At 68.8% G+C, this 20248-nt stretch carries 21 protein-coding genes; 8 read left to right on the top strand and 13 right to left on the bottom strand.

The window, feature by feature from the left end; translation table 11 throughout:
* Positions 1-5: 5 nt before the first annotated feature.
* The 5 genes from AL346_RS13570 to AL346_RS13550 form a co-directional block, all read right to left on the bottom strand.
* A complete protein-coding gene (locus AL346_RS13570; protein ID WP_245303204.1) occupies positions 6-1286 on the bottom strand; it encodes a TRAP transporter large permease in 1281 nt (426 codons plus the stop codon).
* 51 nt (positions 1287-1337) lie between these two features.
* Positions 1338-1847 carry a TRAP transporter small permease gene (locus AL346_RS13565; protein ID WP_026014854.1) on the bottom strand — a complete coding sequence of 170 codons (510 nt, stop codon included), beginning with the start codon at positions 1845-1847 and terminating at the stop codon, positions 1338-1340.
* A gap of 31 nt (positions 1848-1878) precedes the next feature.
* Positions 1879-2901: a TRAP transporter substrate-binding protein gene (locus tag AL346_RS13560; protein ID WP_019400624.1), complete on the bottom strand. Its 1023-nt coding sequence runs from the start codon at positions 2899-2901 to the stop codon at positions 1879-1881.
* 67 nt (positions 2902-2968) lie between these two features.
* Positions 2969-3874, bottom strand: a complete 906-nt coding sequence (locus tag AL346_RS13555) for a helix-turn-helix domain-containing protein (protein ID WP_026014853.1) — start codon at positions 3872-3874, stop codon at positions 2969-2971.
* 94 nt (positions 3875-3968) lie between these two features.
* Entirely contained in the window at positions 3969-4790 is an 822-nt protein-coding gene (locus AL346_RS13550; RefSeq protein WP_019400622.1) for a helix-turn-helix domain-containing protein, read from the bottom strand.
* A gap of 378 nt (positions 4791-5168) precedes the next feature.
* Between AL346_RS13550 and AL346_RS13545 the strand changes: the two genes are divergently transcribed.
* A complete protein-coding gene (locus AL346_RS13545) occupies positions 5169-6080 on the top strand; it encodes an MBL fold metallo-hydrolase (RefSeq protein ID WP_019400621.1) in 912 nt (303 codons plus the stop codon).
* A gap of 3 nt (positions 6081-6083) precedes the next feature.
* On the opposite strand, the gene AL346_RS13540 is transcribed toward AL346_RS13545, so the two are convergent.
* Positions 6084-6866, bottom strand: coding sequence for a DUF1499 domain-containing protein (locus tag AL346_RS13540; protein ID WP_026014852.1), 783 nt, complete (start codon positions 6864-6866; stop codon positions 6084-6086).
* A 196-nt stretch (positions 6867-7062) separates the two neighbouring features.
* Between AL346_RS13540 and AL346_RS13535 the strand changes: the two genes are divergently transcribed.
* The 4 genes from AL346_RS13535 (at position 7063) to AL346_RS13520 (ending at position 10426) form a co-directional block, all read left to right on the top strand.
* Positions 7063-7569: a MarR family winged helix-turn-helix transcriptional regulator gene (locus tag AL346_RS13535; RefSeq protein ID WP_019400619.1), complete on the top strand. Its 507-nt coding sequence runs from the start codon at positions 7063-7065 to the stop codon at positions 7567-7569.
* A gap of 41 nt (positions 7570-7610) precedes the next feature.
* The gene (locus AL346_RS13530; RefSeq protein WP_019400618.1) at positions 7611-9038 is read left to right on the top strand and encodes an amidase family protein; all 1428 of its coding nucleotides are present in this window, start codon (positions 7611-7613) and stop codon (positions 9036-9038) included.
* 158 nt (positions 9039-9196) lie between these two features.
* Positions 9197-9493 (top strand): hypothetical protein, encoded by a 297-nt coding sequence (locus AL346_RS13525; RefSeq protein ID WP_019400617.1) that lies wholly within the window; start codon positions 9197-9199, stop codon positions 9491-9493.
* Between the two features lie 21 nt (positions 9494-9514).
* On the top strand, positions 9515-10426 hold the full coding sequence (locus tag AL346_RS13520; RefSeq protein ID WP_019400616.1) for a metallophosphoesterase: 912 nt from the start codon (positions 9515-9517) through the stop codon (positions 10424-10426).
* Between the two features lie 6 nt (positions 10427-10432).
* Here the strand turns inward: AL346_RS13520 and AL346_RS13515 are convergent, their stop codons facing one another.
* The gene (locus AL346_RS13515; protein ID WP_040403531.1) at positions 10433-11020 is read right to left on the bottom strand and encodes a L,D-transpeptidase; all 588 of its coding nucleotides are present in this window, start codon (positions 11018-11020) and stop codon (positions 10433-10435) included.
* Between the two features lie 200 nt (positions 11021-11220).
* On the opposite strand from AL346_RS13515, the gene AL346_RS13510 reads away from it, so the two are divergent.
* Positions 11221-12153, top strand: coding sequence for a histone deacetylase family protein (locus AL346_RS13510; protein ID WP_019400614.1), 933 nt, complete (start codon positions 11221-11223; stop codon positions 12151-12153).
* A 284-nt stretch (positions 12154-12437) separates the two neighbouring features.
* On the opposite strand, the gene ribB is transcribed toward AL346_RS13510, so the two are convergent.
* From ribB to AL346_RS13480, 6 genes are all read right to left on the bottom strand, one after another.
* A complete protein-coding gene (gene ribB / locus AL346_RS13505; protein WP_019400613.1) occupies positions 12438-13730 on the bottom strand; it encodes a 3,4-dihydroxy-2-butanone-4-phosphate synthase in 1293 nt (430 codons plus the stop codon).
* A 269-nt stretch (positions 13731-13999) separates the two neighbouring features.
* The gene (gene aroC, locus AL346_RS13500) at positions 14000-15115 is read right to left on the bottom strand and encodes a chorismate synthase (protein ID WP_019404303.1); all 1116 of its coding nucleotides are present in this window, start codon (positions 15113-15115) and stop codon (positions 14000-14002) included.
* 344 nt (positions 15116-15459) lie between these two features.
* Positions 15460-16053, bottom strand: a complete 594-nt coding sequence (locus AL346_RS13495) for a histidine phosphatase family protein (protein ID WP_019401480.1) — start codon at positions 16051-16053, stop codon at positions 15460-15462.
* The gene (fabI, locus tag AL346_RS13490; RefSeq protein WP_019401479.1) at positions 16050-16847 is read right to left on the bottom strand and encodes an enoyl-ACP reductase FabI; all 798 of its coding nucleotides are present in this window, start codon (positions 16845-16847) and stop codon (positions 16050-16052) included. Before fabI ends, AL346_RS13495 begins: the two co-directional genes overlap by 4 nt.
* Positions 16848-17247: 400 nt before the next feature.
* Positions 17248-18186: a DnaJ C-terminal domain-containing protein gene (locus AL346_RS13485; RefSeq protein ID WP_019401478.1), complete on the bottom strand. Its 939-nt coding sequence runs from the start codon at positions 18184-18186 to the stop codon at positions 17248-17250.
* Between the two features lie 98 nt (positions 18187-18284).
* Complete coding sequence (locus AL346_RS13480) at positions 18285-18734, bottom strand: RT0821/Lpp0805 family surface protein (RefSeq protein WP_019401477.1); 450 nt, start codon at positions 18732-18734, stop codon at positions 18285-18287.
* A gap of 89 nt (positions 18735-18823) precedes the next feature.
* Here AL346_RS13480 and pdxH point away from each other — a divergent pair, with 89 nt between their 5' ends.
* Complete coding sequence (gene pdxH, locus AL346_RS13475) at positions 18824-19438, top strand: pyridoxamine 5'-phosphate oxidase (RefSeq protein ID WP_019401476.1); 615 nt, start codon at positions 18824-18826, stop codon at positions 19436-19438.
* Between the two features lie 46 nt (positions 19439-19484).
* Positions 19485-20240, top strand: coding sequence for an SDR family NAD(P)-dependent oxidoreductase (locus AL346_RS13470; protein WP_019401475.1), 756 nt, complete (start codon positions 19485-19487; stop codon positions 20238-20240).
* Positions 20241-20248: the final 8 nt, after the last annotated feature.

Genomic DNA, 20248 nt, shown 5'->3' with positions numbered 1-20248 from the left:
CCGGGTCAGTAGCCCAGCAGCCGCGGCAGCGCCGTCGAGATGGACGGCACGTAGGAGATCACGAGCAGCACGGCGATGTTCGTCAGCACGAACGGCCAGATGCCCGCGATCACCGTCTCAACCGGTTTGCGCAAGGCCGACGACGTCACGAAGAGGTCGAGGCCGAAGGGCGGCGTGATCATGCCGATGCAGATGTTGAGGCAGACCACGAGCCCGAAATGGATGGGATCGATGCCGAGCGCCGTCGCCACCGGGAAGATGGCGGGCAGCAGGATGACCATGATGGAGTTGGGATCGATGAACATCCCGGCGACCAGCAGCACGACATTGATGATCAGCAGGAAGACGACCCAGTTCACCTGCCAGTCGTTGAGCAGCATCAGGAGCTGGTCCGGCAGGCGCGCGAGCGTGACGAAATAGGCGAGCAGCGAGCCGACCGCGAGCAGGATGAAGATGGCGACGATGGTGAGCGCGCTCTGCTCGGCGACGTGCATCACGTCCCGCCAGCCGAGCTGGCGGAAGATGACCATCTCCACGAGGAGGGCGTAGGCGACGGCGACGGCCGCGGCCTCGGTCGCGGTGAAGAAGCCGGAATAGATGCCGCCGAGGATGATGACCGGCATGCCGAGCGCCAGCAGCGAGGCCTTCACCGCCTCGAAGCGCTCCGCCCTGCTCGCCCGCGGGGCGGGCTCGATGCCCGCACGACGCGTGACGAAGGCGACGTAGAGCATGAAGGCGAGGGCGAGCACCACGCCGACCGCAAGGCCGCCGGCAAAGAGCGCCGCGACCGAGGTGCCGGTGAGCCAGGCATAGACGAGGAGCGTGATGCTCGGCGGGATGAGCAGCGCGCATTCCGCGCTCGCCGCGATGAGGCCGAGCGAGAAGCGCTCCTTGTAGCCGGCGCGCACCAGCTCGGGATGGAGGAAGCGCCCAAGTGCGGCGACGGTGGCCGGCGCCGAGCCGCAGACCGAGCCGAAGGCCATGCACGAGACGACCGTGGTGTGGCCGATGCCGCCGGAGCGATGGCCGAGGTTCTTCTTGACGAGGTTCATGAGCCGCTCGGCGATGGTGCCGTGGGCCATGAGATCGGCGGCGAAGATGAAGAACGGGATGGCGAGCAGCGTGCCGACGTTGACGCCGCCGACCATCTTCTGCGCGATGACGATGTCCGGCAGGTTCGGGAATTCGGTCAGACGGGCGAGGATGCTCGGCACGCCCATGACGAGCAGCATCTCGAACCCGAGGACGAGAAGCAGGGCAGCCAGTATGCAGAGCAGGATCAACACGGGAAAAGCGCCCTCTTCGAAACGTCGGACCGTCTGCCGCGGTGGTTGGGTTCAGTGATCCTGGCCGCGGTCGGCGAGCGCGAAGCGGTTCTCGACGCCGACGAGCTCAAGCAGGTAGCGCAGGCCCAGCAGCACGAAGCCGACCGGCAGGGCTCCATAGAGCCAGACCATCGACACATCGAGCGTCGGGCTCGTCTGGCCGGAATTGACGATGAACCGCGCGAAATCGTAGCCGACCTTCGTCAGATAGGCGCAGAAGACGAGGCCGACGGCATTGATGACGAAGGCCACGACCCGCTGCACGCCCGCCGGCATGCGTCCGTAGAGCGCCGTCATGGCGATGTGGCGGCCCTTCTCCAGCGTCAGGCCGAGGCCGAGGAAGACGAGCCAGGCGAGCATGAACAGCGTCGCCTCCTCCATCCAGGCGAAATGGAGGGACTGCGAGGGCGCGAAGACACGCACCAGCACGTTGACCACATAGCCGGCCGACATGGCGATGAGCAGAAGGCCGATGATGTTGCGCTCGAAGGTGCGCAGGACGGTCATTGCGGTGCGGAGCATGGGGTCGCGCCCTCGGGTTTCGTCACAAGGCTCAGTTGGCGAGGCCGAGCTTCTTGGCTTCCGCCTCGTAGGCCTCCATCACGGCCTTGCCCTCGGCGCCGGCGCGCTCGAGATAGGCGTCACGGGCCGGCGGGAACATCTTGGTGCGCCAGTCGGCCCGCTCCTGATCGCCGAGGACGCGCACGTTCACGCCCGCTTCCTTGATCTGGTTGAAGGCGAGCGCCTGCACCTCTTCCTTCAGCGCCTCGACCTGCGGGCGCACCTCGAGGAAGGCCTTGACGATGACGTCGCGGTGGCCTTCCGGCAGGCCGTTCCACCAGGCGGGGTTGAAGAGGACGAGGTCCTCCATGGCGCCGTGGTTGGAGACCACGAGGTCCTTCTGCACCTCGTAGTACTTCATGGTCGAGATCGTATCGAGCGGGTTCTCCTGCCCGTCGACGACGCCGGTCTGCAGCGCCGTGTAGAGCTCGCCGAAGGGAATGGCGATGGCGGCGGCGCCGACGCCCGCGAACTGCTGGATGAGGATCCGCGAATCCATGACGCGGAACTTCTGGCCCTTGAAGCTGTCGACGCCGGCGAGCGGCTTGGCGGAGGTGACGCTCTTGCGCCCGTTCGGCCAGATGGCGATGGCGACGAGGCCGCGCTTGGTGAACGAATCGAGGATCGCCTGGCCGAAGGGGCCATCACGCAGGGCCTGCGACTTGGCGCGGTCCTCGGGCATGATGAAGGGGATGTCGAGCACCGAGACGACGGGGTTGAAGCCGCCGAGGAAGGCGGCCGGCATCACCGTGCCCTCGGACGAGCCGAGCTGGGCGCCCTCGACCATCTGGCGGGCATTGCCGAGCTGCGAGGCGGGATAGAGCTGGAATTCGACCTCGCCGTTGGTGCGCTCCTTGACGAGCGCGGCGACCTTTTCGAGCCCCTTGTGGCGCGGCTGGGTGGCGGCCTCGAGATGGCCGATCTTGGCGACGTACTTGGCCTGCTGTGCCTGGGCGGCGAAGGTCCCCGCAATGACCAGCCCGGCCGCGAGCAGAACGACTCTGCGCGTGAGCATCCGTTTCTTCCTCCGGCTATACGGAAGCCGAAACGATATCGCTTTTTTGAGTGTTGTCTAATTTTTTTTACGCGTCGCGCGCGCCGGCTTCCACGCGCTCGACAACCTGCCGCAGGCGCTCGGCGCCCTCGCGGCCCTTCGCGGCCCTGCGCCACAGGGAGGCGATGAGGTTGTCGAAGAGCTGCACCGCGTCCGGCGCCTCCGTGACCATGGCGACGCCGTTGCGGATGTTGGGATGGTCGGCGAAGCGGAAGGGGCTCATGGCGACGAAGGTGCGCTCCTTCTGCCGGAAGATCTGGAAGGTCTGCTGCGGCAGGGTTTCCTCGACGATGCCGATCTGGATGCCGATGGGCTCCTCCTCGAGGAGATCGGCAAGACGCAGGATCTCGCGGCGCGCGATCGCCCGCCGTTCGGCCGCCTCCTCCTCCGGCAGGTCGAAGCGGCCGATGACGCCGCTGCGCAAGAGCCGCTCGATGTCCTGCAGCCCGACGATGCTGACGATGCCGGGCCGCCGGCGGCTGGCGTGGCCCCGCCGCTCGCGCAGGATGCGCACCAGCGCCTCGACCTCCGGAGCGACCTCGCCCTCCTCGACATCGCCGATGACGGTCTCGCGGATGGCGAGCTCGACGGCGTGCGCATATTCGTCCGACGACAGCAGGTAGGAGAAGGGCGCGAAATGGGCGAGGATCTGCTCGGCGCCCTCCTCCAGCTGGCGCATGCGCTCGAAATAGGCCACCGCGTTGTCGTAGTACTCGACGCTGACGCCCAGCAGCGAGGCGACCGAGACATCGAGGAGGTCGGCGATGCGCTGGATGGTCTCGATCTTGACCACCTCGCCCTTCTCCAGGCGGTAGATGGCCGCGCGCGACATCTCCAGACGGTCCGCGACCTGCTCGGCTGTGATGCCGCGCCCCAGGCGATAGGCGCGCAGGCGCAGGCCGATCTCCAAAAATCGCGAATTGTTCTCTTTCATGAGACACAATTAGCAAATTTGGATATGCCGCGCCAGTTGCGACAGCTCTGGCGTGGGAAGCCGCGCCCCCCACGCCGCCCTGTCGCCCCCTCTGCTACTGGGAACTGCGTGGCGAGTAGCCGTATTTGCGCTTGAAGTTGCGGTAGAAGGTCGAGACGTCGTTGAAGCCGCTGTCGAAGGCGATGTTGATGATCTTCTTCTCGGACGACGACGCCAGCTCCTTGCGCGCCGCCTCGAGCCTGTAGTGCAGGATGGTGTCGCGCAGGGACAGACCCGATTCCTCGAAGATCTTGTACAGCTTGCGCTGGGAAATGTTGAACTGGCGTGCGATGCGCCCGGCGCCGAGATCGTGGTTGTCGATGTTCTTCTTGATGTATTCGATGATGTCGTTGGCGAGGCGCGCCTTGTTGCCGCCATCGCTGCGCGCCGTCTGGTCACGCAGGAACGTCTTGAGCATCTCGACGATGTTCTGGCGGATCGAAACGTCGACGTAATCCGAGATGTGCGAATTGCCGTACTTCAGCAGGAAGCGGGAGAAGAACTGCATGTACTCGCGCAGGGAAACGGATTCGATGCTCGCCGCCTCCCCCTTCAGCGCGCCGGCGAAATCCGTCATCGAGGACAGTTCGAGCCACTGGAAGGTGCACCGCCCGTCCTCGCCCGCCATGAGGTCGATCGAGGACAGCGCCCGTGCGTCGAAGACGACGATGCGCTCGCCGCCGACATCGAGGGAGCCGTGCTCCAGCGCCAGCCGCATCGCACCGTTCTGCACGGCCGCCATGACGATGCATGGCGTCTTGCTCGCAGCATGCGCAGCCTCGCGCAGGAGACGCCCGGGCGGCAGCACCATGCTGCAGACGCGCATGTCGTTATACTTGATCCAATCGATGCCCGCCCTGAACTCGCCATCAAGCATAAATTCGCACCTGTCGACACCGACAAGCGTTGATATATCAGACTGAAACTCACCATCTATTTTATTATAAGTGGTTCTAATTACGACATTGCCATCATTTAATTCATTTTGTTTTATCATTTTATTTCTCTCGACTGGCGTCGTAGCGAAAAGTCACCCCTCAAAACTGACCATCAAATGCTCATACAGCAATGCAACCACTGCGCTAATAATAGCAATTTATGCAACTTTGCATAGAATGCGAGCGATCTCCAGCGCCATTCGCATACCGTTTGTAGACCGGCTGATGGTCGGTGGTCGCCTTGCCAACCGCTCGTGCTACAAGAGCGCTTCGGGTGGTGCAAAGGCCGGTCCTCGCGCCCCCGGGGAGCCGAATCAATGACGCAATCCATTCCCTTCGAGCAGGAGACGGAGGCTCCGACAGGCCGGGCCGAGGCGCTCACGCCGCTCGTGCGCCGGCTCATCGCACCGAACGGCGGGCCCTTCACCTATCGCGGGACCTGCAGCTACATCGTCGGCCGCGGCCGGGTGGCGATCATCGATCCGGGCCCGGACGATGCCACCCATGTGGCGCGGCTGCTCGAGGCGGTAGGCGGCGAGACGGTGACGCATGTCGTCGTCACCCACACCCACCGGGACCACTCCCCGGCCGCGGCCGCGGTGCGCGCGGCCACCGGCGCCCTCGTCGTCGGCTGCAGCCCCCATGTCGCATCGCGCGCACTGGCGCTCGGCGAGGCCAATGCGCTCGATGCCTCCGCGGACCACGCCTATGCGCCCGATGTCGTCCTCCAGGAGGGCGAGGCCGTGACCGGCCCGCAATGGACGCTGCAGGCCCTCGCGACGCCCGGCCACACGGCCAATCACCTCGCCTTCGCCCTGCCGGAGGAGAACACCCTGTTCTCGGGCGACCACGTCATGGCGTGGTCCACGACCATCGTCGCGCCGCCGGACGGGTCGATGCAGGCCTACATGGCCTCGCTCGCGAAGCTGAGGGGGCGCGAGGAGGCGATCTACCGGCCCGGCCACGGCGGCCCCGTGCGCGAGCCGCAGCGTTTCCTGCGCGCGCTCGTCCACCACCGCCGCCAGCGCGAGGCGGCGATCCTCAACCGGCTCGCTGCCGGGGACGAGACCATCGCCGAGATCGTCCCGCCGCTCTACGAGGGGCTGGCGCCGGCGCTCTACGGCGCCGCGGGCCTCTCCGTCTTCGCCCATCTCGAAGACCTCGTGGCGCGCGGGCTCGTCGTCTCAGACAGCGCGCCGACGCTCACGGCCCGTTACAGGCCGGCCTGACGATCAGAACTGGGCCGCCCGCGCCTGCAGCTCGAACTCGGCGATGAAACGGGCGATGCGCTCGGCGTTGACGCCGAAATCGTGCACGCCGTAGCGCGAGACCGAGCGCACATCGACCTTCGTCCCCTCCGCGCGCGGCGTCACCCGGATCGCGATGTCGTCGGGAAAGCGCAGCAGCAGGGTGTGGTCGACGGCGTCGATCTGGCCGCGGCCGGTGCGCCCACCGGGCTGGCGCACCTCCGCGATCTCCCAGCCGAGCGTGCGCGCCGTCCTCTCGGCGACGGACAGCGCATCCTCGGGCGACAGTTCGGCATAGATCGGCACGACATCCGCATAGGCGTCGCGCTGCGGCAGGCGCTCGTCCGTCGCGATCTCGCGGGGCACGTGGCCCGCGCGGGCCGCGAGCACCTGCGCCGAGCGCGAGAAGGCCGGCGGGTCGACGACATCGGTGCTGATGTCGTTCATCCGCGGCAGGACGACGGCCTTGAAGCCGAGGAATGCCGGCCAGCCGAGCACGACGAGGGCGAGGACGCCGCCCCGCACGGCGAGCGCGAGCCCCTGCTGTCCCTCCTGCCAGATGAAGACGAGGGCCGTGACCGACAGGGCGAGGGCAAGGAGCGCCAGCGCGACGGCACTCGCGATGACCGACAGGCCGGCGAACCATTCGACGAGCTGAAGGCGCGTCAGCAGCACGCCCGCCGCCGCCACGAGCAGGGCGAACCATCCGAGCCTGCGGCTCCAGACGGCCGCTTGCGACAAAGGCTCCTCGACGATCAGGCGGCGCATGGGAAGGCTCGCGGCAGGGGAGACGACGGCGGGAACGGTCGGGACGACCGCGATGCCATGGATGGCATCGCACGGCGGCGGGCGCAACGGCATCGGCGCCGCGGCGGCATCATCGGCAGCCGCACGCCCGCGGTGTTTCCATTGCCGCGCAGATGGTTTAAGGCCTTGGTGCAAGCAAGGGGACGGGCCGACACTGATGACTGAAGGCGTTCAGCAGGGCGACGCGCTGATGCGAACCTGGCTGCGCTTCGTCCGCATGAACCAGCGGCTCTATGCGGCCATGAACCAGGAGCTGCGCCGGCTCGACCTGTCGATTCCCCAGTTCGACGTGCTGTCCACGCTGACCGAGCGCGAGGGCATCACGCAGCAGGAGCTGGCGGAGCGTCTCTACGTGACGAAGGGCAACGTCTCGGGCCTCGTCGACAGGCTCACGGCGAGCGGCCTCGTCGTGCGCCAGCCCATCGCCGGCGATCGCCGCTCCTATGCGCTCCACCTGACGGAGAAGGGGCGCGCGCTCGCCGAGCGCGGCATCGCCGCCCAGCGCGCCTATGTGGAGCGGACCCTGGGCGTTCTTCCGCACACCGATATCGCGGAATTGGAACGTGTGCTCCTCGCCTGGCGCGATATCCTGCGCCGTGACGAGGAGGACCGGAGCGGCCCTGCCGGCAGGCCGGGGCGCATCCGCTCGCCCGCGGCCGAATGAACGGACCGCAAGACAAGAACGCATGAACCCTGGGAGGGGCCGTGGATCTCCTGACGCAACCCGCGCATGCCATCCTCGCCTCCCTCCAGCGCGGCGAATTGTCGAGTGTCGCGCTGCTCGACATGACGCTCGCGCGCATCGCCGCCGAGAACCCGGCGCTGAACGCCATCGTGACGCTCGACACGATCGCGGCACGCGGCGCCGCCGAAGAAAGCGACGCCCGCAGGGCCGCGGGCGAGGCCCGCGCGCTCGACGGGCTCGTCATCACCATCAAGGATGCCTTCGACGTCGCCGGCATGGTCTCGACAGCGGGGGCGCCGAGCTTCCGCGACCGGATGCCCGAGACGGATGCGGCAGCCGTCGCCCGGCTGCGCGACGCGGGTTGCGTCATCCTCGGCAAGTCGAACGTGCCGCTGTTCTCCGGCGATTTCCAGACCTACAACCCGGTCCACGGCACCACCAACAATCCCTGGGACGTCACGCGCTCCACGGGAGGCTCGTCGGGCGGGGCGGCGGCCGCCGTCGCGACCGGCATGAGCGCCTTCGAGCTCGGGTCGGACCTCGGCGGCTCGCTGCGCTGGCCGGCGCATGCCTGCGGCGTCTTCGCCCTCAAGCCGACGTGGTCTCTCGTCTCGACGCTCGGCCACGTGCCGCCGGCGCCCGGCACGCCGAAGGAGGGCGACCTCGTCGTCGCCGGCCCCCTCGCCCGCTCGGCGGAAGACCTCGCGCTGATCCTGCCCGTCATCGCGCGCGACGGCCGGCCGATCGACGTGCCGCGTCTCGACGGGCGCGGCCTCAGGGTCGCCGTCTGGCTCGATGAGCCCCTGGCGCCGGTCGATGCCGAGGTGGCGGCCGGGGTCGCCCATGCCGCATCCCTGCTGGCCGAGGCCGGAGCCATCGTCGACGAGCGGGCACGGCCGGGCTTTTCCTTCGCCGAAGCCTTCGAGGTCTATGCGCTCCTCAACCACGCCATCGTGGCGGCCGGCCTGCCGCAGAAGGTGCGCGACAGGCTGGCGGCCGATGCCGCCAACTACGCTCCCGGCGACCTGTCGCACCGGGCCCTGCAGGCGCGCGGCGCGCGGCTCGACGTCGCCACCTGGCAGCGGCTGCTGGAGCGCCGGCGTGCCCTCAAGGAGCACTGGGCCGCTTTCTTCAGGGACTGGGACGTGGTGCTGATGCCGCCAGCGCCGGTGGCGGCCATCCCGCACGATCAGGCGCCGGACATCCATGCCCGCACGATCGCCGTCAACGGTACGGAGCGCCCCTACTTCGACTTCCTCCTGTGGTCCTCGCTCGCGAGCGCCGCGCACCTGCCGGCGGCGGTGGCGCCCGTCATGCGCACGGCCGCCGGCCTGCCGACCGGGGTGCAGATCATGGCGGCGGAATGGGCCGATGCGACGGCCATCGCGGTGGCGCGCCTCCTGGAGGAGCGCGGCTGCCGCTTCGTGCCGCCGGGGCGGACCGCCTGAAGGCAAGTTCCGGCCCGTCGGAGCGCCAGCGCACATCGCGCGAGGCGACGGTTCACTACCGTCCCAACCCGCACGGCTGTTAACCCTGTCGCGGAGTCGAGCGCGATATAACACGCCTTTGCCGCAGTGCCGCCAAGCGCCCGACGCGATCGGGCGCGATGGTGACGAACGTCGCGCCGCACGGCAGGCGGCGCACCCAGCCGGCCGGCCGCCGGCAGAGCCATGAGACCGAGCAGATGACCGAGATCCCTTCACGTTCCGAAGACAAGGCCGAGAAGACGGCCGTGGCCACCGCCCGGATCACCCCCGCTTGCCAAGGCAAGGCGGATGCGCCAACGTTTCGTGCCATCGGGATTCCGGCGGTGGCGGCCGCGGTGGAGCAATTCCGCCGTGGCAGGCAGAGGAAGGCCGAGCGGCTGCCCGACTATCTGCGCGACGGACCATTCGCCAGCTGACCGACAGGACCCTCCTGAAATATGCCGACCCGGCGAACTCTTCTCAAAGCATTCGCCGGGACGGTCCTTGCAGGTGCAGGGTTCGCCTCCTACGCCTTCGCGGTCGAGCCGGGCATGCGGCTCATCGTCAAGCGCTACTGGATCACGCCGCGCGGCTGGCCGTCCGACATGGAGCTGACGCTGGCCGCCCTCGCCGACCTGCACGTCTGCGAGCCGCACATGCCGGCCGCCCGCGTCGCCGAGATCGTCGCCGCGACCAATGCGCTCAAGCCGGACGTGACGGTGCTGCTCGGGGACTATATCGGCACGCACCGCTTCGTCACGCGGCGTCTCGCACCGCAGGAATGGGCCGAGCCCCTCGGCCGGCTCACGGCGCCGCTCGGCGTCTATTCCATCCTCGGCAACCACGACTGGTGGCACGCGATCGCGCCCGGCATACCGGCGGACGGGGCGCGTACCATGCGGCGCACGCTCCAGGGCGTCGGCATCCCGGTGCTGGAGAACGACGCCGTCAGGCTGAAGAAGGACGGCCGCGGCTTCTGGCTGATCGGCCTCGGCGACCAGATCGCCCACATCCTCGGGCCGGACAGGTTCCGCGGGGTCGACGACCTGCCGGCGGCCCTCGCCCAGGTCGACGACGCCGCGCCCGTGATCCTGCTGGCGCACGAGCCGGACATCTTCCCCACGGTGCCGGCACGCGTCAGCCTGACGCTGGCCGGCCATACCCATGGCGGCCAGGTGCGTATGATGGGCTATTCACCGGTGGTGCCGTCGGCCTACGGCAACCGCTACGCCTACGGCCTCGTGGCCGAGCGCGGCCGCACGATGATCGTCTCCGGCGGGCTCGGCACGAGCATCGTGCCCGTGCGCCTCGGCGTGCCGCCGGAGATCGTGCTCGTCCACCTCGGCGGCCAGCCGGGGCCGCTCACATGAGCGCCGTTACTTGACGACGACGCGCGCGCCGACCTTGGTGCGGTTGTAGAGGTCGATCACGTCGATGTTGCGCATGCGGATGCAGCCGGAGGACACCGCCTGGCCGATCTTCTCCGGCTCGTTGGTGCCGTGGATGCGGTAGAGCGTGTCGCGGCCGTTCTCGTAGAGATAGAGCGCGCGGGCGCCGAGCGGGTTGTTCGGGCCGCCTTCGGTGAAGCGCACGTGCGGCCAGCGTGCCTGCATCTCGGCCGGCGGGTGCCAGTTGGGCCACTCGGCCTTGCGGGCGACCTCGGCCGTCCCGGTCCAGCCATAGGCCTCGTCGCCGACGGCGACGCCGTAGCGGATCGCCTTGCGGTCGGGCAAAACGAAGTAAAGCAGGCGCGACTTCTGGTCGACGACGATGGTGCCGGGCGCTTCGCCGGTCGGATCGTCGATCATGTAGCGGCCGTATTGGGGATCGACATCCGCCTGGGGAACGAGGGACATCCACTCGCGGTCGCGCGTCGAGACGTCCGGGTCGGGCACACCCTTGAAATTGCAGCCGGCCAGCGAAAGGCCGATCACCACCACGGCCCCCAACATCCTCAAGAACATGCCAATCGCCCCCAAAACGATCATCAATCGGGCGTAAAATGCGACTCAATGGCCCGATTCGCCGTGCTGTATGGCACATGAGAATGGCGGAGCAACAGCCGCCGACAAGAAAACCGCCTCGCGTGGCAAATACTCGCCAAGCGTGACATAGACACAACGCCCGCCGCCTGCAAAGCTGCATCCTCTCCTGGGATATCGCCGTGACGACGCTCCTCATCTCCCACCCTTCCTCGATCGCCCACGCGACGCCACCGGGCCATCCGGAACGGCCCGAGCGCCTGCGCGCCATCGAGCAGGCGCTGGAGCAGGAGAAGTTCGCCGATCTCGTGCGCCTTCGCGACGCGCCGGCTGCCGATCGGGATGCCATCTGCCGCGCGCATCCGCCGGCGCACGTGGATGCGCTGATCGCCGCCGCGCCGCGCGAGGGGCTGGTCATGATCGACGCCGACACGACGATGTCGGCGGGCACGCTGGAGGCGGCCGTGCATGCCGCCGGCGCGGCCATCCTCGCGGTGGACGAGGTGGTGGGCGGCTCGGCCGCCAATGCCTTCTGCGCCGTGCGCCCGCCCGGCCATCACGCCGAGAAGGCGACGGCGATGGGCTTCTGCTTCTTCAACAATGCGGCCATCGCCGCGCGGCACGCGCAGAAGCGGCACGGCCTCGGGCGCATCGCCATCCTCGACTGGGACGTGCACCACGGCAACGGCACGCAGGACATCTTCTGGGACGACGCGAGCGTGCTCTACTGCTCCACGCACGAGATGCCGCTTTATCCGGGCACCGGCGCCGCCTCCGAGCGCGGGGCGCACGACAACATCGTCAATGCGGTGCTGCACGCGGGCGACGGCGGCGAGAGCTTCCGCGAGGCGCTCGAAGTCGCCATCTTCCCGCGCATCTCCGCCTTCCGGCCGGACCTCATCATCATCTCCGCCGGCTTCGACGCCCACTGGCGCGACCCGCTCGCCAACATCAACCTGACGGAAAACGACTTCGCCTGGGCGACGCGCGAGCTCATGGACATCGCCGACCGGCAATGCGGCGGGCGCATCGTCTCGCTGCTCGAGGGCGGCTACGACCTGCAGGGCCTCGCCGCCTCCGTGGCCGCCCACGTGCAGTGCCTGATGCGGGGGTGAGTTTCGCGATCGCAGGGGACGGCTGTCGGAGCGAGCTGCCTCCCCTCCCCCTCGTGGCGGGGAGGGAGAAGAGCGGTGCCAGGCCCCTTCCCGACGGTCACAGAAAGCAGGCCCGTCATGAGGCAGGCCCGTCATGCCCGCGCCTGTCGCGGGCATCCACGCGCTGACGTTACGCAAGGCGGAAAAGCGTGGATGGCCGGGACGAGCCCGGCCATGACGTAGGGGAACGGTGTGCCGTTATCGCCAATTCACGAGGATGGCGCGACGGAGCCCTGCCAGGCCCCTCACCCCTCCAGGATCACCGTATCCGCGATCTCGATGCCGAAGCCGCTGAGGCCGACGTAGGCGCGCGAGCTGGAAGCAAGGTTGCGGATCGACGTGACGCCGAGGTCGCGCAGGATCTGCGCGCCGAGGCCGACCTCCCGCCACTGCTGGGTGCGGGTGAATTCGGAGCCGGTCGCATCCTCGCTGACGACGGTGAGGGGCACGCCGGCCGTGCCGTCGCGCAGGTAGACGATCACGCCCCGCCCCTCCTGCGCAAACTGGCCGAGCACCTTGTTCAGCGTCTTGCCGCCGCCGAAGACATCGGCCACCACATTGGCCCGGTGCAGGCGCGCCGGCACGCCGCGACCGTCGCCGATGTTGCCGTAGACGAAGGCGAAGTGGTTCACCGTGTCGAACGGCGTCACATAGGCATGGCCGGTCAGCTCGCCGATCTCGGTCGACACGGGGAAGGTGGCGACGCGCTCGACAAGCTTTTCACGAGCCTGGCGATAGGCGATGAGGTCGGCCACCGAAATGCGCTTCAGGCCGTGCGCCTTGGCGAAATCGTCGATCTGCGGGCCCTTCATCACCGTGCCGTCGTCGTTGGCGAGCTCGCAGATGACGCCGACCTCGGGCAGCCCGGCGAGGCGGCAGAGATCCACCGCCGCCTCGGTATGGCCCGAGCGGATGAGCACGCCGCCGTCCTTGGCGATGAGCGGGAAGACATGGCCGGGGCGCACGAAATCGCCCGCTCCCATGTTGTTGTTGGCGAGGGCACGCACCGTGTTGCTGCGCTGCTCGGCCGAGATGCCGGTGGTGAGGCCGTGGCGCACGTCGACCGAGACCGTGAAGGCCGTGCCGAGCGGCGCGTCGTTGGCCGCGACCATGGGGTCGAGCCTGAGGCGCCGTGCGTCGGACCCGGTCAGCGGCGCGCAGACGATGCCGCAGGTGTGGCGGATGATGAAGGCCATCTTCTCCGGCGTGCAGAGCGAGGCGGCGACGACGAGGTCGCCCTCGTTCTCCCGGTCGTCGTCATCCGTCACGATGACGATCTCGCCGCGGGCGAAGGCCTCGATCGCCTCGGTCACCGTCTGGGTCATGAAAGCCTCCTCGCGCCCAGTCCGGGCGTCGATGAAATCGTTGGGGGTGACGGCGCCGCGGGTCACCTCGAGGATGAGGCGCGCCGTCTCGCGCGACAGCCAGGCGCCATCGTCGCGGCACAGCTGCGTGACCGCACCGGGCGTGACGCCGATGCGGCGCGCAAAATCCACGCGCGTCATGTTCTCGCGGATAAGCCAGTCGGCCAGTCTCATGAGGGCGACGCTAAACCCGGCGGGATTTTAGTTCAACTAAAATCGCCGAGTTGCAGGGTGGCGCCGACTTGGCTCCCGCCCCTGCTCGCCGTCCTGTCGGTTCTCGTCGCACGGCTGTTCGAGTACCGCGGAGCGCAACCTTCCCGCGTCATGGCCGGGCTTGTCCCGGCCATCCACGCCTTTCACCCCTGCGCGAGCGTCACGGCGTGGATGCCCGCGACGAGCGGGGGCATGACGTCGGGAAACGGGCCCGAACTATTTAGTTTCACTCAACCGCCCATCGGCCAGGGCGTCGTCTCGCCCACCTGGCCGCGGTGGCGCAGGAAATGGTCGGCGATGACGCAGGCGACCATGGCCTCGCCCACGGGGACGGCGCGGATGCCGACGCAGGGATCGTGCCGGCCCTTGGTCACCACATCCGTCTCCGCGCCGAAGCGGTCGACCGACAGGCGCGGCTGCAGGATCGAGGAGGTCGGCTTGACGGCGAAGCGCGCCACCACCGCCTGGCCCGTCGAGATGCCGCCGACGACGCCGCCGGCATGGTTGGAGAGGAAGAGCGGCTTGCCGTCATTGCCGAGGCGCATCTCGTCGGCGTTCTCCTCGCCCGTGAGGGAGGCCGCCTCGAAGCCGGCGCCGATCTCGACGCCCTTGACCGCGTTGATGCTCATCAGCGCCGCGGCGAGGTCGGCATCGAGCTTGCCGTAGATCGGCGCGCCGAGGCCGGGCGGCACGCCCTCGGCCACGATCTCGATGACGGCGCCGATGGAGGAGCCCTTCTTGCGGATGCCGTCGAGATAGTCGGCGAAGAAGGCCGCCGCCTCGGCGTCGGGGCAGAAGAAGGGATTGCGGCCGATCTCGTCCCAGTCCCAGCGGGACCGGTCGATCCTGTGCGGGCCCATCTGCACGAGCGCGCCGCGCACGACGAGCCCCGGCACGACCTTGCGGGCAACGGCGCCGGCGGCGACGCGCATCGCCGTCTCGCGCGCCGAGGAGCGGCCGCCGCCGCGATAGTCGCGGATGCCGTATTTCACGTCATAGGTGTAGTCGGCGTGGCCCGGTCGATACTTGTTCCGGATCTCGCCGTAATCCTTCGAGCGCTGGTCGACGTTCTCGATGAGGAGGCCGATGGGCGTGCCCGTCGTCATCTGCACGCCGGTCTTCTCGTCGGTGAAGACGCCGGAGAGGATGCGCACCTGGTCCGGCTCCTGCCGCTGCGTCGTATAGCGGGACTGGCCCGGCCGGCGGCGGTCGAGGTCGTGCTGGATATCGGTCTCGGTCAGCGGAATGCGCGGCGGGCAGCCGTCGACGACGCAGCCGATGGCAGGCCCGTGGCTCTCGCCGAAGGTGGTGACACGGAAGAGGTGGCCAAAGCTGTTGTGGGACATGATCTCGCCGCGCTGATGCTCGCCGCGTCTTACGCGCGCGGGGACGCATCGTCAAACGGCCCGGTCCGGACCACCGGCGCGGCCGGGCCTCCCCTCCCCCCGCCTGCGGCGGGGAGGGGTTGGGGGTGGGAGGCCTCGCCACGCTCGATGGCGTTTTGGATCTTTCGGCGGGCAACGCCTGAACGCCTGCCTGCGGCACCGCCCCCCACCCCTGCCCCTCCCCGCCACTTCGTGGGGGGAGGGAGAAGAGGGAGCCGACGGTTCATCGTTTCGCGGCTCATCGTTTCGCGACATGCCTAACCATCAGCAAGGCTTCAGACGCGTTGGCCTAGATGCCAGCCCGCTCAGACCGGCTCCCAGCGGTGGGCGCCGGCGTCGAAGACGAGGATGCGGCCCTGCCAGATGTCGATGTGCGGCGCCTCGTGGGTCGCGACGCGGGAGAGGAGCGTCAGCACGGCGCGGGCGACGCCGCCGTGCGAGACGACGAGCGTGTCGCGGGTCAGGCCCTCGAGGAGCGGGCGCACGCGCGCCGCGACCGCGGCGTAGCTCTCGCCGCCCGGGGGCGTGAAGTGCCAGCAGTCGCGCTTGCGGGCGGCATAGAGGTCGGGCTCGCTCGTGCGCAGCTCCTTCCACGTCCGCCCTTCCCATTCGCCGAAGGAGATCTCGGCGAGGCGCGGCTCGAGGTGGTAGCCCTGCCGCGGCAGGCCGATGGCGTGGCGCAGCAGCTCCATCGTCTCGCGCGTGCGGGCGAGCGGGCTCGCGATGAAGTCGAGGCCCTCGCAACCGGGCACGAGATCGCGCAGGAGGCGCCCCACCGTCTGCGCCTGGCCGCGGCCGGTGTCGTTGAGCGCCGTGTCGCGCTTGCCCTGCAGGCGCCCCTCGGCGTTCCAGTCCGTCTCGCCGTGGCGGACGAAGAAGAGACGCGGCCTTGCCGTCATTCCTTGCCGAGCACGATGTCGGGCGCGTCGGGGTTCTTCATGCCGACGACATGGTAGCCGGCGTCGACATGGTGGATCTCGCCGGTCACGCCGCGCGACATGTCGGACAGGAGATAGGCGGCCGTCTCGCCCACTTCCTCGATGGTCACCGTGCGGCGCAGCGGCGAGTTGTACTCGTTCCACTTGAGGATGTAGCGGAAGTCGCCGATGCCGGAGGCCGCGAGCGTCTTGATCGGCCCGGCCGAGATGGCGTTGACGCGGATGCCCTGCGGGCCGAGGTCGGCCGCGAGATAGCGCACGCTCGCCTCGAGCGCAGCCTTGGCGACGCCCATGACGTTGTAGTGCGGCATCCACTTCTCGGCGCCGTAATAGGTGAGCGTCAGCAGCGAGCCGCCGTCCTTCATCAGCTTCTCGGCGCGCTGGGCGATGGCCGTCAGCGAGTAGCAGGAGATGAGCAGGCTCTTGGAGAAGTTCTCCGGCGTCGTGTCGACATAGCGGCCGGTGAGCTCGTCCTTGTCCGAGAAGGCGATGGCGTGGACGAGGAAGTCGAGCTTGCCCCAGCGCTTCTCCACCTCGGCGAAGACGGCGTCGATGGTCGCCCCGTCGGTGACGTCGCAATGCCCGACGACCCCGGCGCCGAGTTCCGCCGCCAGCGGCTCGACGCGCTTCTTCAGCGCATCGCCCTGATAGGTGAAGGCGAGTTCGGCCCCATGGGCGTGCGCGGCCTTGGCGATGCCCCAGGCAATGGAGCGGTTGTTGGCCACTCCCATGATGAGCCCGCGCTTGCCGGACATGATGGACGGGCGTGTCGCTGAGTTGTCTGCCATGGCCGTTCGAAATCTGATCTGTCTGAAAGCCGGATGGTCCGGAGCGGACGCGCATCATTAGCCGAGAGCGACGGCGGACGGAAGCCTCGGCGCGCGACTTCGATGTGGCAAGCCTTTCGCCTGGGCATAAGCGGCAGAGCGACGGGCAGCGCGCGCCGGGCTGATTCGGGTGGGCAGGAGAAGTGGCGATGCCCTACGGGCATCGGGGTCTTGCGCTGGGTCCCGGCTCGCATTCCGCTTCGCTGCACGCGTCCGGGGAACGAGTTTCTTTCGACGAACACCCTCGTTTCCCGGCCCGCATGCGCGAAGCGCAGGCGAGAGCCGGGAACCAGCACAAGAAGCCGAGCCGCAGGCTCGCCCGTGCCGCTCAGCTCTTGGCCGAGGCCGCCTCGCGCCACTTGCGCATGAGCGCGTCGAGCGCCGGGTCGGCGGCATCCGGCAGGACGATGTCGAGCGTGACGATGATGTCGCCCGGCCCGTCCTTCTCCGGGATGCCCTTGCCGCGCAGGCGGAAGCTCTTGCCACCACTCGACATCGGCGGGATCGTCATGTTGACGGCGCCGTCGAGGGTCGGCACGCGCACCTTGGCGCCGAGCACCGCATCGGCCAGCGGCACCGGCAGGCGCAGGCGCAGGTTCTTGCCCTCCACCCGGAACTGCGGGTGCGGCGCCACGTGCACCGTGAGCAGGACGTCGCCCGGCTCGCCGCCGAAGGGGCTCGGCTCGCCGAGGCCGCGCAGGCGGATGGTCTTGCCGTCGCTGACGCCCTTGGGCAGGTTGACCTCGACCTCGCGGCCGGTGGTGAAGTTGATGCGCCGCTTGCCGCCGTGCACCGCCTCCTCGAGCGTGACGGTGATGTCGGCCTTCACGTCCTCGCCGCGCGGATGGTGGGCGCGGCCGCGACCGGTGTCCCCTGCCCGGCCGGCGTTGCGCATCGCCTCGCCGAAGAGATCCGAGAAGAAGTCCTGCGGGTCGAAGCCGGCGCCTGCGCCCGGCCCGGAGCGGCGGAAGTCGAAGCCGCCGTGCTGGCCACGCCCGGCGCCGGCGCCTGCACCCGAGAACCCGTCGAAGCCGTGGAAGCGCGGCTTGCCCTCGGCGTCGATCTCGCCGCGGTCGAACTGGGCGCGCTTCTCCTTGTCGCCGAGGATCTCGTAGGCGGCATTGACCTCGGCGAACTTCTCCTGGGCCTTGGGGTCATCCTTGTTCTGGTCGGGATGATAGGCCTTGGCGAGCTTGCGGAACGCCTTCTTGACGTCCGTGTCGCTCGCCGATCTGGCAATACCGAGAATGCTGTATGGATCGCGCATGGATATCCTGTCAGGGAGCGGGGTACCGCAACCAATCCCCTCCCATATGGGGCAACTGTTGCACGGCTGCAACGGTTATTGCGCGCTTCCGGGCAGCCTCAGGCAGGCTTGCGCCAGGGCTTCACCTCGGTGATGGACCAGCCGCCGCCGGACGGCCGGCAGGCGGTGCCCTGCATGGCCTGGGCCCCGACCTGCAGCGACAGGTCGGCGAGGAAGGCGCGGCACACGTCGCCGTCCTTCACATAGGGCTGTCCGAGCGGCAGGAAAGCGCCCTTGGCGCCGGTCTCCGGGTTGTCCCACGAGGCGCTCGTGCCGTTGCCGAACGGGTCGAGCGCGACCTCGAGGGCGCTCCTGGCGCGCCGCCAGTCCTCCGTCGTCAGCTCGGGCGACAGGGGCGAGGGAGCGGGCGAGACCGAACTCGTCGTCGCCACGTCGTCGCCGACGAGGGAGCCGAGCGGAAAGGAGATGCTGCAGCCGCCCGCAGCCAGCGCCGCCGCGAGCGCGGCAGCGAGTGCGACGCCACGACCTGCGTGAATGCCTTCGCACAACGACGCTGTTCTCTTATAAGAGCTGCGCATATCGCCCCGGGTCACGAGCCGCCTCGCCGATCCATCCGAATCCGTCAGGAATTTAAGCCGTGGAAGCGTTAACGAGCGGTGACTTCTCCAACGAAACCGATCCCTTCGGGCTCTTCGCCCGCTGGCTGGAGGACGCGACGGCGAGCGAGCCGAACGATCCCAACGCCATGGCGCTCGCCACGGTGGACGCGGACGGCCTGCCGGACGCGCGCATGGTGCTGCTGAAGGGCTTCGACGGGCAGGGCTTCGTCTTCTACACCAATGCCGAGAGCGCCAAGGGGCGCGAGCTCGCCGCCGTGCCGAAGGCCGCCCTCCTCTTCCACTGGAAGAGCCTGCGCCGGCAGGTGCGCGTGCGCGGCCCGGTGGAGAACGTCACCGATGCCGAGGCGGACGCCTATTTCGCCTCGCGCCCGCGCGGCAGCCGCATCGGCGCCTGGGCCTCGCAGCAGTCGCGGCCGCTCGAGAGCCGCTTCGCCCTCGAGAAGGCGGTTGCCGTCTATACGGCGAAGTTCGGCGTCAGCGAGATCCCGCGCCCCGCCTACTGGCGCGGCTTCCGGGTGCGGCCGGTCGCCATCGAGTTCTGGCACGACCGGCCGTTCCGCCTGCACGACCGCATCCGCTTCCACCGCCCGGCGCCGGATGGCGCGTGGCAGCGCGAGCGCCTATATCCCTGAGGGCCGAACCCCTTCGACGCCCCGATCATCACCAGGACGAACCGCCATGCCCCCATCCACCAATGCGACCCGGCGCGTGATGCTCCTGACCGGGGCGAGCCGCGGCATCGGCCATGCGACGGTCAAGCGCTTCTCGGCCGCCGGCTGGCGGGTCATCACCTGCTCGCGCCATTCCTTCCCGGAGGAATGCCCCTGGGAGATGGGCCCGGAAGACCACATCCAGGTCGATCTCGCCGATCCCGAGAACACCACGGAGGCGATCGAGGAGATCAAGCGCCGCCTCGAGCCCGAGGGCGCCGTGCTGCACGCGCTCGTCAACAATGCCGGCATCTCGCCGAAGGGCCCGGGCGGCTCGCGCCTCGGCACCATGGACACGCGCATCGAGGACTGGAAACAGGTCTTCCAGGTGAATTTCTTCGCCCCGATCATGCTCGCGCGGGGACTGGTGGAAGAACTCGCCCGCACGCGTGGCTCCGTCGTCAACGTCACCTCCATCGCCGGCTCGCGCGTCCACCCCTTCGCGGGCGCGGCCTACGCCACCTCCAAATCCGCGCTCGCCGGGCTGACGCGCGAGATGGCGGCGGATTTCGGCCAGCGCGGCATCCGCGTCAACGCCATCTCGCCGGGCGAGATCGACACCGCCATCCTGTCGCCGGGCACGGAGAAGCTCGTCGAGCAGATCCCGCTGCGCCGGCTCGGCACGCCCGACGAGGTGGCCAAGGCCATCTACTTCCTGTGCACGGAGGCCTCCTCCTACGTGAACGGCGCCGAGCTGCACATCAACGGCGGCCAGCACGTGTAGAGCGCTCG

Source organism: Chelatococcus sp. CO-6 (assembly GCF_001271345.1).
In the GTDB taxonomy this organism is placed as follows: Bacteria; Pseudomonadota; Alphaproteobacteria; order Rhizobiales; family Beijerinckiaceae; genus Chelatococcus_A; species Chelatococcus_A caeni.
This window is presented reverse-complemented; position numbering and strand designations above follow the sequence as displayed.